Below are 14,622 nucleotides of genomic sequence, written 5' to 3'. Positions count from 1 at the left end.
GCTTTGCTTAGTAAACGTATTTTATCAGTCTTATTGATCATTTTATTAGTTGCCGGTGTACTGGCAACGGCGCTGGCGGATGAGGTTGACCAAAAATGGCGTGAACTCGAAGATGTTCAGCAGCAGATGGAAATGCAGCAAAATAAAGCGACGCAGGCCCAACAGCAGGTGGATAGTGTCTCTGAACAGCTACGGACGATTCAGGGTAATCTTGATACGGCAGCCAGCGAATATAACAGTATTTTATCTAAACTTGCCGCAACTGAGCAGCAGATAACGGTGAATACGGCATTGTTAGCTAAAGTAGAAAAAAATCTGGCTGAGCGCAGCCAAATCCTTAATAAGAGAATGCGCGATATTTATAAGAATGGTCAGGTAAATTATCTGGATGTTCTATTCGGGGCCACAGACTTTGCTGATTTTACTACCAGGGCAGAGTTGTTAAAACGGGTTGTTAATCTGGATATAAATCTTGTTACTCAAGTAAAGGCCGAACGTGAGCTTGTGGTTCAGAAACGGGCCGAACTTGAGCGGGACAAGGCAGTCATTACTGACCTTAAGGCACAAGCTGCTACGAAAAAGGCGCTTATTGAATCCCAAAAAAATGAGCGTGAAAGGGTATTGGAATCAGCTGTAAATGAGCGTGACACGGCTGAACAGGCATATAGGGAACTCATGGAAACCTCTAGTCAGATTGAGCAGATGATTAGACGGATTCAGTCTTCAGGCAGTAATGCTGCTGGTCCGGCAGGTGGTAGTGGGGCACTAATGTGGCCGGCCTCAGGCCCGATTACATCGCCATTCGGTTGGCGGACACACCCGATTTTTGGCACTGGTCGATTCCATAGCGGTATTGATATTGGTGCTGATTATGGTGATGCGGTTGTGGCAGCTGATAGTGGCGTCGTGGTGTCCAGTGGCTGGATGGGCGGCTATGGTAATGCCATTATTATTGATCATGGTAACGGGATTTCGACATTATATGCGCATAATTCGGAGCTGCTGGTGGAAGAGGGGGCCCGGGTACACAAGGGACAGATAATTTCCCGCGTTGGCTCGACCGGCTATTCGACTGGTCCGCATTTGCATTTTGAAGTGCGGGAAAATGGTTCGCCAGTCAGCCCCATGGGATATTTGCCTTAACGAAGACACGGAAAGCATGGCAATCTTATTCCAGATTAGAATATTTACAACTAATTTAACATATAGTTAAAAGGATAAGAAGAAAAAGGGATAAGTCCGGTATCGAACCCGCGACTTCTGCGAGGTGTATTTATTGAGTCGCCGTAAACTAATTTTTGGCGCCGTAGTATTGGTGTTAGTGACATTTCTGACGACATCGGCCGGCTTTTTATATCTGATGAATGCATGGTCATCAGATGTTGTCAGTACGCTGAAGGTATTAAGGGCATTACAGGTTGTTAAGTCTCGTTATGTAGAAGCGGTACCGGTAGAAACACTGATAGCCGGATCAATTAAGGGGATGGTAAAGTCTCTTAATGATCCACATTCTCTCTATATGGATGCCAAAATGTTCAAAGAGTTCATGATTGAGACTGAAGGCTCTTTTGGGGGGGTAGGTATTGTTATTGGTACTAAGGATAAAATGCTTACCGTAATCGCTCCGATTGAGGGCACACCTGGTGAAAAATCCGGGATTAAAAGTGGTGACCAGATTATTAAGATCGATGGTCAAGATACCAAAGACCTGGCGCTTGATGAAGCTGTCAGTAAAATTCGGGGTCCGGAAGGCAGTCAGGTTGTATTAACCATTATGCGTGAGCAGGAGGTACAAGATTATACCTTAACCCGTTCCAACATTCAGATTAAGACTGTGGCTGGAAAAATGCTCGATAATAATATTGGTTATATTCGGATATCCATGTTTAATGAAAATACAGGCAATGATTTTGTTCATAAATTACAGGAACTGGAAAAACAAGGACTGAAAGCTATGGTGCTCGATCTGCGGGATAATCCTGGCGGACTTTTGGATGAGAGTGTTAAGGTGGCTAGCCAGTTTGTTCCCAAGGGTCCGGTGGTTTCAGTGGTTACTCGCGATGGAAAACGCGAAACTCATTCTTCCAAGTTGGAAGCCGCGAAATATCCGATCGCTATTTTGGTTAACGGTGGTAGTGCCAGCGCCTCAGAGATCGTAGCCGGGGCAGCGCAAGATACTGGCGTAGGCACACTGATTGGTACCAAGACCTATGGTAAAGGTTCTGTTCAGACAATCGTTCGCCTGGATGAGGGTTCTGCAATTAAGCTGACTATTGCCAAGTATCTGACGCCGAACGACAGGTCCATTAATGGTGTGGGCATTGAACCAGATATTGTAGTTCAATTGCCGGAAAGTAGAGATAAAGATGTTCAACTGGATAAAGCCCTTGAGGTTTTGAAAAGCAAAATGTAGTACTGTACTAAAGGCGAGGGTTGGTTTATAATTTTATAAACCAACCCTTATCTGCTATATATATTCTGCATTGAGGTGAGACAAGGTGTTCCCATGGTCTGATCTAATTTCACTTATTATTCGCGGGACATTGGATGTAGTAGTGGATGTTAATTTTTGGCTAATTCTAGCGCTGGTTGGCTATCAGTATTGGCAGATGCAAAAAAGCCAGAGGCAAATGTTCGGTGTTTATAAATATAGCTTGACGAAGCAAATATTGCTGGCAGGGGTATATGGGCTTATTGGTGGTATTACTGGCAGTTTTTTGTTGACAATTGTTGGCGTCACGCTGAATCAGCTTGGTCTTAATTATATCTGGCCGGTGGCTTTGGCGCTCATGCTTATCAATATGCGTTTTTTGTGTTTTGCTTATGCCGGGGGGCTGGTGGCATTAGCAAATATTATCTTTGGCTGGCCTGAGGTTAACGTACCACAAGTACTGTCACTGGTAGCTGTACTCCACATTACCGAGAGCCTGTTAATTGCCATTAGCGGCAGCTATAGTGCGATGCCCATGATTGTCAAGAAACAAGATGGGCGGTTGGTGGGAGCCTTTAGCCTGCAGAACTTCTGGCCATTACCGCTGGTTATCCTGGTGGCGGTGACTATGCCGTCAGGTACTATTTCTGGTGGTGTCATGAAAATGCCGGAATGGTGGCCATTACTAACAGTCGTCCAGGAGCCACCAAGTGGATCGAGCTTGCTCTATGTGATGGCGCCGGTAGTCGCGGCCCTGGGTTATACTGACATGGCAATAGCCAGTTTACCACAGCAGCGACGGTGGCATTCTGCGCTACACCTGGCTGGTTACAGCATCCTCTTGCTAGTGCTGGCACTGTTATCAGCAAAATATGTTTGGCTGCAAGTGTTTGCCGCCATTTTGTCCCCACTTGGCCATGAACTGCTTATCCAACTGGATAACCGCCGTGAAATGGAGGTGCCACCTCGTTTTGTGCCACCATCTTATGGACTTATGGTGCTTGATACGGTGGGTGACTCACCGGCAGCTAACGTGTTTAAGCCTGGCGATATCATTATTAACGTGGCTGGTTTGCCGATAAATAGCCGGTATGATTTGGCAGCCGCGATTAGTCAGGCCACGGAAGAGTTCAGCATTATTTTCAAGCGGGCAGGCAAGGAAGTTCGTAAGCATAGTAAGTTTAAACAAGGTGAACGCCGGTTAGGCGTAATCTTAGTCCCAGAGGGGGACGAGTTGTTTTATGTTGAAATGATTACCAATCGGTATGGGTTAATTGATTGGCTTGAAGATAAGTTTAGAAAACGCTAGAAACAGCGTGAATAAATCATATAGGTGATAATTATGGCAACTGTACCAAAACTCAATACGGTTCATCATGAAGGCAGTATTCCCTTTAAGGTAGAAGCCCCGTTTGTGCCTACTGGTGATCAGCCGCCGGCTATTGTTCAATTGGCGGCGGGGATTGACCGCGGTGATATAGCGCAAGTTCTGTTAGGAGCTACTGGTACGGGCAAGACCTTTACCATGGCCAAAGTTATTGAAGCTGTGCAAAAACCAACACTGGTGATTGCACATAATAAAACACTTGCGGCTCAATTGGCCAGCGAGTTTAAAGAGTTTTTTCCGAATAATGCGGTAGAGTATTTCGTAAGTTATTATGATTACTATCAGCCGGAAGCCTATATTGCGCAGACAGATACGTATATTGAGAAAGACGCTGCGATTAACGATGAAATCGATAAGCTGCGTCACTCAGCAACCAGTTCTCTATTTGAGCGACGGGATGTCATTATTGTGGCCAGTGTGTCGTGCATCTATGGTTTAGGCTCGCCTGATGAATACCGGGGGTTAGTGCTGTCAATTAGGCAGGGACAAACCAAAGATCGGGATGACATTCTGCGCAAACTTGTGGAAATTCAGTATGAGCGTAACGATTATAACTTTACCCGCGGTACTTTCCGGGTGCGTGGCGATATTGTTGAAATTTATCCGGCAGCATATGGTGAAAAGGCTTTGCGGGTGGAGTTATTTGGCGATGAAATTGAGCGGATTTTGGAAATCGATACGCTAACAGGTGAAATTATCGCTGAACGTAAACATATTGCTGTCTATCCGGCTTCTCACTATGTTACCTCACGGGAAAACATGCTGCGTGCGGTAGGAGATATTGAAGCCGAACTAGATGAACGGTTGGCCTATCTTAAGGCAAATAACAAGCTATTAGAAGCTCAGCGTCTTGATCAGCGCACTCGTTATGATCTGGAAATGATGTTAGAAATGGGCTATTGCTCAGGGATTGAAAACTATTCCCGGCATCTTACCCAGCGTCAGCCAGGTGAGTCACCCTATACGCTGATAGACTATTTCCCGGAAGACTTTCTCATTGTTGTTGATGAGTCTCATGTTACGCTGCCACAGGTCAGGGCTATGTACGCCGGTGACCGTTCACGCAAGGAAGCACTTGTGGAGAATGGCTTTCGTTTGCCGTCGGCATTTGATAATCGGCCGCTGACTTTTGACGAATTTGACGAACGAATTAATCAGATTGTCTATGTTTCGGCAACCCCGGCTGCGTATGAACTGAAAGCAGCCAGTCAGGTTGTCCAACAGATTATTCGTCCGACAGGTCTTATCGATCCTGAAATCGAGGTTCGTCCCATTAAAGGACAAATGGACGATTTACTGGATGAAATCAAATTGCGTATGGCAGTCAATGAGCGGGTGCTTGTGACGACGCTAACTAAGAAAATGGCGGAAAACCTAACAGAATATTTGAAAGGCATGGGGATTAAGGTCAACTATCTTCACTCAGATATTGCGACAATTGAGCGCGTGGAGATTATCCGGGATTTGCGGGCCGGGGTGCATGATGTGCTTGTTGGAATAAACCTGCTGCGGGAAGGTCTGGATATGCCGGAAGTGTCACTTGTGACAATTTTGGATGCTGATAAAGAGGGGTTCCTGCGGTCTGATACCTCACTGATTCAGACAATTGGCCGTGCAGCCCGTAATGCCCATGGCAAAGTTATTATGTATGCTGATAAAATTACTGATTCTATGCGCCGGGCCATGAGTGAGACGAATCGTCGCCGGGAAATTCAGCTGGCCTATAACACTGAGCATGGCATCACTCCCAAAACCATTGAAAAACGGGTAAAAGAACTTATTGAAACCACCAAGGTAGCGGAAACTCCGGCGAACTACAAAGTCGATCGCATTGGCAATATGCAGCGGGATGATATGTTGGAACTGGCTGTTAATCTGGAAAAAGAAATGCGCCAGGCCTCTAAGTTATTGGAATTTGAACGAGCGGCTGAACTTAGAGATATGATTGTTGAACTGCGGCAAAAGGCAGGAGTGGGACCGGTAAAGGCAAAAGTTGCTGGTAAATCTGCTAAACGACAGAAAAAGTAGTATGTTGAAAATTAAAAAATACCCGGCGTGAGCCGGGTGGTTTCGGTGCATAATTATTGTTTTAGCGTGCTTTTTTGAGCATGCGAATATCAGCTGCTTGATCCAAAATGTAATCATTAAGTGTTTCAAGTTTGGATTCGAGATGAGGAATAGTATCCACTTTCTCGCCCAGCAGATTAACCATGGCAGTAAGTCCGGCAAAACCAGTTTGCATTTGTGTTTCCATACAGTCAACCTTGGTTTCCAGCTTATCCATGCGTTCCCGAAGTTCTTCGGTAACAGCATTATTATGACCAACCATTTTAATTAGCTGTTCCATCAGGTTTTGCATTTGGCCTACTTGGTTTTGCATTTGGCTTACTTGGTTTTGGGTTTGGCTTACTTGGTTTTGGGTTTCTCCAATCATTTGCTCAAGCCGGTCAAAACGTTCTTCGCTCATACGTACCTCCCTCGATCATTTTTTCGAATTTATATTATCATTCTACCTGCTACAATCAGAAAGGACAAGTAGTATTTTTGCTTTCTAGCTGCTATCAATATCGGTGGAATACTGGTATAATATAAAGATCAAATAATTAATATCAATTAATATATATAGTCTAAAAAGGGGAACCGACAATGCCAGATAGTATTATTGTAAAGGGTGCCAGACAGCACAATTTAAAAAATATTGACATAACCATTCCGCGCGATCAACTCGTGGTTATTACCGGCCTGAGCGGTTCAGGCAAATCCTCGTTGGCTTTTGATACCATTTATGCCGAAGGTCAACGCCGCTATGTGGAGTCGCTGTCAGCTTATGCCCGTCAGTTTTTGGGGCAGATGGACAAGCCGGATGTTGACTATATTGAGGGGTTGTCACCAGCCATATCGATTGACCAAAAGACCACCAGCCGTAACCCCCGTTCAACGGTGGGTACAGTAACTGAGATTTATGATTACCTGCGTCTATTATTTGCCCGGGCAGGCCGACCATATTGTCCCAAATGTGGCAAGCCGATCAGCCAGCAGACGGTAGAGCAGATGGTTGACCAATTGATGGCTTTGGGCGAAGGTGCCAGGCTGAGTGTAATGGCTCCGGTGGTGCGTGGTAAAAAAGGCGAGCATCAGAAGGTGTTGGAAGACATTCGTAAGAATGGCTACGTCCGGGTACGGGTGGATGGCGAAATCCATGATATTACCGATGAAATCAAGCTTGAAAAAAATAAGAAACATACTATTGAAGTGATAGTTGACCGCATTGTAGTGCGCGACGGGATCGGCAGCCGCTTAGCTGACTCGCTGGAGACCTCACTCAAATTGGGCAGTGGTATTGTGTCTGTAGATGTCGGCGGGTCTAAGGAACTTATGTTCAGCCAGAATTTTGCCTGTGTGGACTGCGGTATTAGTCTGCCCGAGATTGCGCCGCGGATGTTTTCCTTTAACAGTCCTTTTGGCGCTTGTCCGGATTGTACGGGGTTGGGCAACAACCTGGAGATTGATCCAGCATTAGTCATTCCAGATCCAAGTAAGGCCTTTATTGATGGGGTTATTGCGCCGCTTAGCAAGAGTGTTAATTCTTATTTTATGTGTCAATTAGAGGCGGTATTAGAGCAATACGGACATACGATATATGATACCTGGGAAAAGATAACTGATGACCTTAAAGAGATTATTTTAAATGGAGCAGGACTAGATAAAAAATTTACGTTTCATTACGAAAATATGTATGGTGAAAAAAAGACCTATCACTCTAACTTTGAAGGCGTGCTGCCACTGCTGGCCCGTAGGCATCGTGAATCCACTTCTGACTGGTCGCGGGAAGAAATTGAGGAATATATGAGCTCCAAGCCCTGCCCGACGTGTAAGGGGGCTAGGCTTAAACCAGAGGCGCTGGCTGTCAAGATCGGCGGGAAGAATATAAATGAAGTTACAAGGATGACGGTGGCTGAGTCCCAGGAATTTTTTAGCAGCCTGACACTTAGTGAGCGGGAAACGGTTATTGCCAGGCAAATACTAAAAGAAATCAATGCCCGTCTAGGCTTTTTGCTTAATGTTGGTCTTGAGTACCTGACGCTTGACCGGGCGGCCGGTACTCTTTCCGGTGGCGAGGCCCAGCGTATTCGGCTGGCTACCCAGATTGGCTCTGGTCTGGTGGGGGTGCTTTATATCCTGGATGAGCCCAGTATTGGTCTGCATCAGCGTGATAATAACAGGCTGCTTGCTACCTTAAAGCATATGCGGGATCTGGGCAACACGCTCTTAGTGGTTGAGCATGACGAAGACACAATGTATGCCGCCGACCACATTATTGATGTTGGGCCGGCAGCCGGGGAGGGTGGCGGAACCATTGTTGCCCAAGGCACGGTAGAAGAAATTAAGGCCTGTGAGGCTTCTATTACCGGACAATATTTAAGTGGCCGTCAGGCCATTCCGGTGCCTGCCATACGGCGGCAGACTAATGGCAAATGGTTAGAGGTTATTGGCGCGAAGGAAAACAACCTTAAAAAGCTCACTGCCCGTTTTCCACTGGGAGTATTTACAGCTGTTACCGGTGTGTCCGGTTCAGGAAAAAGTACCTTAGTTAACGAAATACTGTACAAGGGTCTGGCCAGTCAGCTGTATCGCGGCAGTCGCACCCGGCCAGGTGCCCATGACGGGATTCGCGGCCTGGAGTATATTGATAAAATAATTGACATTGATCAATCCCCCATTGGCCGTACGCCGCGTTCGAATCCGGCCACCTATACTAGCCTGTTTGACAACATCCGCGAGGTTTATAGCCAGACGCCGGAAGCCAAGATGCGCGGTTATAAACCAGGCCGGTTCAGCTTTAACGTCAAAGGTGGCCGTTGTGAAGCGTGCAAAGGCGACGGGATTATCAAGATTGAAATGCACTTTTTACCGGATGTCTATGTGCCCTGTGAGGTTTGCAAAGGGGCCAGGTATAATCGCGAGACATTAGAAGTGCGCTATAAAGGCAAGAGCATTGCTGATGTGCTTAATATGGTAGTGGATGAAGCAGTGGAGTTTTTCCAAAACATCCCGAAGATTCACCGTAAACTACAGGTCTTGCAGGATGTTGGGTTAGGGTATATTAAGTTGGGGCAGCCAGCTACCCAACTGTCAGGCGGTGAAGCCCAGCGAATTAAGCTAGCTACTGAATTGGCCCGCCGTAGTACCGGTAAAACGCTGTATATTCTGGATGAACCGACAACCGGGCTGCATACGGCTGATATTCACCGGTTGCTAGAGGTATTACAGCGACTGGTTGATGGTGGGGATACTGTTGTGGTGATTGAACATAATTTGGATGTGATTAAGACCGCTGATTATATTATTGACTTGGGACCAGAGGGCGGGAATAAGGGCGGGACCATTGTGGCTAAGGGAACACCAGAGCAGGTGGTTGCTGTGTCCCAGTCCTATACTGGTCAGTATTTAGCTCCTATTCTAGCCCGTGGCCCGCGCCAGTAAAGGAGGTTACGGTTATTTCTGTAATATCTCCCGTGGTGGAAGAAAAGTTGGCACTTTTACCGGATAAGCCGGGCGTTTATCTGATGAAAGACGATAAAGGCCGGATTATCTATGTTGGTAAAGCCATTAATTTAAAAAACCGGGTGCGTTCCTATTTTCAGTCCAGCCGCAACCATTCTGGCAAGGTATTGGCGCTGGTGGCGCATATTGCCGATCTGGAATATATTATTACCGCGTCAGAAATTGAAGCACTGATCCTAGAGTGTAATCTGATAAAAAAACATCGTCCTAAGTATAATATCAGCTTGAAGGACGACAAAACCTATCCCTATATCAAAGTGACTTGTGAAGATTTCCCGCGGGTGTATGCTACCCGTAAGGTACTAAAAGATGGGGCCCGGTATTTCGGTCCGTACACCAGCGCCGGGGCGGTGCATGAAACGCTGCGGCTGCTAAAGACGCTGTTTCCACTGCGCTCCTGCCGCAAACTTGCGGCCAAGCGGCCTTGTTTGGAGCATCACATCAAACGCTGCCTGGCTCCTTGTGCCGGTAAAGTGGACCAGGAGACCTATAGTGAAATGATAAAAGCCGTGACCTTGTTTCTTGAAGGCCGCAGCGATGCAGTTGCCAAAAACCTCAAGCGGCTTATGGTCGAGGCGGCAGAAGAATTGGAGTTCGAGCAGGCGGCCCGGTTACGCGACCAGCTCACCGCAGTTGAAAAGATTATGGAGAAGCAAAATATTGTGACAGGCAGTGGTGACCAGGATGCTATTGGACTGGCCCGGTCGGCTGCTGGAATCTGTGCGCAGGTATTCTTCATTCGCAGTGGTAAGATGGTGGGCCGTGACCACTTTATACTATTAGGAGGCGAGGATGAAACCGACCAGAACATTCTGGAGGCTTTTATCAAGCAGTATTATAGCCAAGCGGCCTTTATTCCCCGAGAAATATTGTTGCCTCTGGAATTAGCAGAGCAGCAATTGCTGGCTGACTGGCTGAGCAGCAGTAAGGGCGGTCGGGTACAGGTGGAAACGCCAAAACGCGGTACGAAGAAGGATTTAGTTAACATGGCGGCAGGTAATGCCGCTACTGTACTGGAAGAACAAGCAGTCCGCCTGGAAGCTGATGTTGACAAAACCACCGGAGCGGCGGCTGAGCTTGGGCAGTATTTAGAGCTGTCCGCTGTACCGCAGCGCATTGAATGTTTTGATATCTCCCATATTCAGGGCTCAGAAACGGTGGCTTCGATGGTAGTGTTTGAAGATGGTCAGCCGAATAAAAATGAGTATCGCCGCTATAAGCTCAAAACCGTAGAGGGTAAACCTGACGATTTTAAATCTATGCAGGAGGTAGTTGGGCGGCGTTACCGTGACGCGCTGGAGAAGGGGCCTATTCCTGATTTAATCATTATTGACGGTGGTAAAGGCCAGCTTAATGCCGCGCTCACGTTGATCCGCGCCGCCGGCCTTACAAAAGTGCCGGTTGTTGGCCTGGCCAAAGAGTTTGAGTATATTTTTCGGGAGGGAATTAGTGAACCGCTGATTTTGCCACGGCACTCCCAATCGCTCTATCTGGTGCAGCGCATCCGTGACGAGGCTCACCGGTTTGCTATCACTTATCATCGAAAACTACGCTCAAAGCGTAACCTGGTTTCGGTGCTTGACCATATTCCGGGTATTGGTGCTAAACGCCGTAAGGCGCTTTGGGATCATTTTGGCAGCCTAGCCAAAATCAAGGCCGCCGAGGTGGGAGAACTTGCCAAGGTTGACGGGATGAATCTTCCTGCCGCTGAGGCAGTATATAACTTTTTTCGTAGCAAAAATTTGTAGAAGTTATTGGTAAAACAAGGACAAATCTATTTGCATTATCATTCCTAAAATAGTAAAATTGGGATAAGTAATTTAATTATTAAAAAGGAGTGATTTTCGATGGAGAAATACAAGTGTATGGTATGTGGGTATGAATACGATCCGGCCCAAGGTGACTTAGATCATGGAGTTCAACCAGGAACCCCTTTTGAAGAAGTATCCGAAGACTGGCAGTGTCCGGTTTGTGGTGTAGGCAAGGATCAATTCGCAAAAATCTAATGCTGGCATTAAAAGAGTCGCGCAGGTGCGCGACTCTTTTTAATGTGAAATTTTAGTGAGATGTGGCAACCAGCCACGGTTGAGCATAAGCTGCAGCAGACGGTAGTCAAAATCCAACCCATGGTCTAAGGCTTTTCGATACAAGAGAGCAACGTCCAATTGGTAAGAACTGTGAAGAGCGGTTAACACGACCGTTTGGGCAGCTTTGGCCATTGTGCCTACGGCAATGGCTATTTCCTGATCAGACATCCGGGCATCATCGGGGATGTTAACAGGTGAGTCATGCAGGTTTCGTTTGACAAAATGGAAGGCAGGGGTATGACCGTCGCTGTCCAAGAGCTTATCCTCTGCTTCTTCAATGGTCATTTCAGTGTGGTGGTTGATGGCTTCTTTAATGAGGGTTTTGAGTTCGGGATCATGGGCATGATTGTACATGACTTGCAGGAGAGCGACATTGAAACGTCCTTGGGCTACGATGCTGTATAATCCGGCCGCCTCAATGTAGTTTAATGGTTCTTGATCTAAGATTGCGTTCATGATGGTACGGGTTTGGGAATTTATTTTGTCCATTACCGTCATCGTGTAACCTCCTAAAACAACTGTTATTTATTTGTGGAATCCAATATATCTGTAATATAATCAATCTGATGAATTTTATACTTGTTAGTAGGTGAGGCAGCAGGAATTTGCCTGATAAAAAAGAATTTCAACAAAGTATAATATCTAATTCCAGGAGGATCTTACACATGGATATAAATAGTCTAAAAATGGCAGCCCAAAAACGGTTTGCCGGTGTTTGCCGGGTTTGTCCGGTTTGTAATGGTGTTGTTTGTGCGGGAGAAGTGCCTGGTATGGGTGGTTTAGGGACTGGAACTGCTTTTCGTCATAATGTACAAGCCTTGGCAGAATGCCGGTTGAACCTGAGAACTGTTCATGATGTGAAAAAGACGGACTTGTCTTGCCGGCTATTTGGCATAGATTTAGTAATGCCGGTGATTAGTGCTGCTATTGGTGGTATTGCACTTAATATGAATGGTGCGATGACAGAAGAAGAATATACTCAGGCTATTGTCAGCGGTTGCCGCCAGGCCGGTAGTATTGCTATGACTGGTGATGGTCCCAACCCACTAGTATTTGACGCAGGTATGGCTGCTATTGCCAGGGAGGCGGGCTGGGGTATACCGATTATAAAACCTAGAGAAACTGAAAAGATAGTGGAACTGGCCAAGCAGGCTGCGGCGGCTGGCTGCCCGGCGTTTGGTATAGATATCGATGCGGCTGCCCTTGTCAATATGACCAATGCAGGACAGCCGGTAGGCCCTAAAACCATCCAGGAGCTTGAATATATAAAGAATCATACAACCATTCCCTTTATCGTCAAAGGTATTATGACTCCTGATGATGCAGAGTCTTGCTGGCAGGCCGGAGTTGATGCCATTGTTGTTTCTAATCATGGCGGGCGGGCACTTGACCATACTCCTGGTACAGCAGAAGTGCTGCCGTATATTGCGGAGGCTGTAAAAGGAAAAATGACAGTCTTGGTAGATGGCGGCATTCGCAGCGGTGCCGATGTTCTTAAGATGCTGGCACTAGGCGCTGATGCTGTGCTGCTTGGCCGGCCACTGGCCATTGCTGCCGTAGGCGGCGGCAGGGAAGGAGTAGAATTTGTTTTAAATAAATACAAAGCAGAGCTCAGCGCCGCCATGACATTGACTGGTACCGCTCAGGTAAGCGATGTACCTGTGGAGATTTTATGGTAGCAAGAATAGATTTACTTTATTATTGCCGGAATTTTGTCCTTTGGGATATAATATAGAAGATACGTTGCTTTAGGTGGGGCCAAATCCTTTCCTGAAGATTTGTATTCAGCTTTGTTTAAGTGAGTTCACTGGCGGTGGAAGGAGTAAGAGCGGTGACTGGTTTTTTACTGCGGATTATTATTAATGCGGTGATTCTAATTATGCTGGTGATTGAATTGCCAGGGGTATTTGTAGACACCTTGGGCGGTACACTGCTCGGTGGAGTGATTGTCGGTCTGGCAAATGCCGCCATTCGACCTCTGCTGATGATTGCTGCTTTGCCTTTCAATTTGCTGACTTTGGGCGGCATTACCTTTATGACTAATATTTTTACACCATTCATGGTAGTTGAAGCATTGCCCGGGTTTCAAATTTCCAGTGTGGTGGCTTCATTTACCGGTATTTTACTTATGACGCTATGCAGCTTTACATTGACAAAGATAATACAGGATCGATAGTTATCTTTTTCTAAAAGGAGAAACAATGACAATAAAACTTATTGCGATAGATTTGGATGATACTTTATTAGATAGCAAATTAGCTGTTTCACCGCGGGCTTGCGAAGCCATCCGTAAGGCTGTGTCGAGGGGGGTAACTGTGACTATTGCCACAGGGCGGATGTATTGTTCAGCCTTGGTGTATGCCAAGCAGCTCAAACTTGATGTACCACTTATTACCTATAACGGTGCTTTAATTAAGTCGTGTTTGTCTGGCGAAACCTTGTTACATCAGCCGGTTGAAAGGGAACTTGCGCTGGAAGTGTTGGGCTTATGCCGGGAACACAATTGGTATATTCAAACTTATATGAATGATAAACTGTATGTAAAGGAACTGGATGAACATGCAGCATATTATCAGCGGTTCTCAGGAGCACCGGCCAATGCTATTGGTGACAGATTATATGCTGCCGAGCAACCACCGACCAAGATGCTGGCCATGTCGACAGCAGAAGATATTAAAGCAGCCTATAACATCGTGAAAACACGGTTTGACAATCAGTTAACGGTGGCAATATCCAAACCTACTTTTCTGGAAATCACCCATCCACTGGCCAATAAGGGCCGGGCTTTGGCCTTCTTAGCAGATAAGCTGCAGATTAGGCAGGAAGAGGTTATGGCGCTTGGCGATAGTGGCAATGATCTGGATATGATCAAATATGCCGGCTGGGGGGTTGCTATGGGCAATGCCGGTGATGCTGTTAAGGCAGCTGCCCGACTGGAAACCCTCTCCAATGATGCCGATGGGGTAGCGGAAGCCATTGAGAAATATGTGTTGAATTAAGGCGATTACGTCAGTTCCTGTTACTAAATAGCAGGAACTGCTTTTGCTTTTTTTCCCATACTACCCTATAATTTAAAAAAGAGCGGAACAGTCTTAGGAAAAATAACGGTAGATATAGGCATTTTACGAAACTAAATGTACAAAAGATAGAGG

At 46.3% G+C, this 14,622-nt stretch carries 12 protein-coding genes; 10 read left to right on the top strand and 2 right to left on the bottom strand.

Annotation, left to right across the window (positions count from 1 at the left end):
- The first annotated feature begins 3 nt into the window (after positions 1-3).
- The 4 genes from AC1ECB_RS16505 (at position 4) to uvrB (ending at position 5,846) form a co-directional block, all read left to right on the top strand.
- On the top strand, positions 4-1,143 hold the full coding sequence (locus AC1ECB_RS16505) for a murein hydrolase activator EnvC family protein (protein ID WP_485664795.1): 1,140 nt from the start codon (positions 4-6) through the stop codon (positions 1,141-1,143).
- A 124-nt stretch (positions 1,144-1,267) separates the two neighbouring features.
- Complete coding sequence (locus AC1ECB_RS16500) at positions 1,268-2,413, top strand: S41 family peptidase (RefSeq protein ID WP_485664794.1); 1,146 nt, start codon at positions 1,268-1,270, stop codon at positions 2,411-2,413.
- An 85-nt stretch (positions 2,414-2,498) separates the two neighbouring features.
- The gene (locus AC1ECB_RS16495; protein ID WP_485664793.1) at positions 2,499-3,740 is read left to right on the top strand and encodes a PDZ domain-containing protein; all 1,242 of its coding nucleotides are present in this window, start codon (positions 2,499-2,501) and stop codon (positions 3,738-3,740) included.
- Between the two features lie 33 nt (positions 3,741-3,773).
- Positions 3,774-5,846: an excinuclease ABC subunit UvrB gene (gene uvrB, locus AC1ECB_RS16490; protein ID WP_485664792.1), complete on the top strand. Its 2,073-nt coding sequence runs from the start codon at positions 3,774-3,776 to the stop codon at positions 5,844-5,846.
- A gap of 61 nt (positions 5,847-5,907) precedes the next feature.
- Here uvrB and AC1ECB_RS16485 read toward each other — a convergent pair whose 3' ends face one another.
- On the bottom strand, positions 5,908-6,285 hold the full coding sequence (locus tag AC1ECB_RS16485; protein WP_485664791.1) for a hypothetical protein: 378 nt from the start codon (positions 6,283-6,285) through the stop codon (positions 5,908-5,910).
- Between the two features lie 179 nt (positions 6,286-6,464).
- Here AC1ECB_RS16485 and uvrA point away from each other — a divergent pair, with 179 nt between their 5' ends.
- The 3 genes from uvrA to rd all read left to right on the top strand — a co-directional run bounded on the left by uvrA (position 6,465) and on the right by rd (position 11,389).
- Positions 6,465-9,302, top strand: a complete 2,838-nt coding sequence (gene uvrA, locus AC1ECB_RS16480) for an excinuclease ABC subunit UvrA (RefSeq protein WP_485664790.1) — start codon at positions 6,465-6,467, stop codon at positions 9,300-9,302.
- A gap of 23 nt (positions 9,303-9,325) precedes the next feature.
- On the top strand, positions 9,326-11,131 hold the full coding sequence (gene uvrC, locus AC1ECB_RS16475) for an excinuclease ABC subunit UvrC (RefSeq protein WP_485669357.1): 1,806 nt from the start codon (positions 9,326-9,328) through the stop codon (positions 11,129-11,131).
- 99 nt (positions 11,132-11,230) lie between these two features.
- Complete coding sequence (rd, locus tag AC1ECB_RS16470; RefSeq protein ID WP_485664789.1) at positions 11,231-11,389, top strand: rubredoxin; 159 nt, start codon at positions 11,231-11,233, stop codon at positions 11,387-11,389.
- A 39-nt stretch (positions 11,390-11,428) separates the two neighbouring features.
- On the opposite strand, the gene AC1ECB_RS16465 is transcribed toward rd, so the two are convergent.
- Positions 11,429-11,968 (bottom strand): DUF3231 family protein, encoded by a 540-nt coding sequence (locus AC1ECB_RS16465; RefSeq protein WP_485664788.1) that lies wholly within the window; start codon positions 11,966-11,968, stop codon positions 11,429-11,431.
- A gap of 167 nt (positions 11,969-12,135) precedes the next feature.
- Between AC1ECB_RS16465 and AC1ECB_RS16460 the strand changes: the two genes are divergently transcribed.
- The 3 genes from AC1ECB_RS16460 (at position 12,136) to AC1ECB_RS16450 (ending at position 14,469) form a co-directional block, all read left to right on the top strand.
- Positions 12,136-13,149 carry an alpha-hydroxy-acid oxidizing protein gene (locus tag AC1ECB_RS16460; RefSeq protein WP_485664787.1) on the top strand — a complete coding sequence of 338 codons (1,014 nt, stop codon included), beginning with the start codon at positions 12,136-12,138 and terminating at the stop codon, positions 13,147-13,149.
- 152 nt (positions 13,150-13,301) lie between these two features.
- Positions 13,302-13,646 (top strand): phage holin family protein, encoded by a 345-nt coding sequence (locus AC1ECB_RS16455; RefSeq protein ID WP_485664786.1) that lies wholly within the window; start codon positions 13,302-13,304, stop codon positions 13,644-13,646.
- Positions 13,647-13,671: 25 nt separating this feature from the next.
- Entirely contained in the window at positions 13,672-14,469 is a 798-nt protein-coding gene (locus AC1ECB_RS16450; protein WP_485664785.1) for a Cof-type HAD-IIB family hydrolase, read from the top strand.
- Positions 14,470-14,622 lie beyond the last annotated feature (153 nt).

The sequence above is a fragment of the Sporomusa sp. 246TCP1 genome (assembly GCF_057319775.1).
This window is presented reverse-complemented; position numbering and strand designations above follow the sequence as displayed.

Bases quoted from the DNA above. Each gene is read 5' to 3' on its own strand.
- AC1ECB_RS16460 (WP_485664787.1), top strand. From the start codon at position 12,136: ATGGATATAAATAGTCTAAAAATGGCAGCCCAAAAACGGTTTGCCGGT.
- AC1ECB_RS16450 (WP_485664785.1), top strand. From the start codon at position 13,672: ATGACAATAAAACTTATTGCGATAGATTTGGATGATACTTTATTAGAT.
- rd (WP_485664789.1), top strand. From the start codon at position 11,231: ATGGAGAAATACAAGTGTATGGTATGTGGGTATGAATACGATCCGGCC.
- AC1ECB_RS16465 (WP_485664788.1), bottom strand. From the start codon at position 11,968: ATGACGGTAATGGACAAAATAAATTCCCAAACCCGTACCATCATGAAC.
- uvrB (WP_485664792.1), top strand. From the start codon at position 3,774: ATGGCAACTGTACCAAAACTCAATACGGTTCATCATGAAGGCAGTATT.
- AC1ECB_RS16485 (WP_485664791.1), bottom strand. From the start codon at position 6,285: ATGAGCGAAGAACGTTTTGACCGGCTTGAGCAAATGATTGGAGAAACC.
- uvrA (WP_485664790.1), top strand. From the start codon at position 6,465: ATGCCAGATAGTATTATTGTAAAGGGTGCCAGACAGCACAATTTAAAA.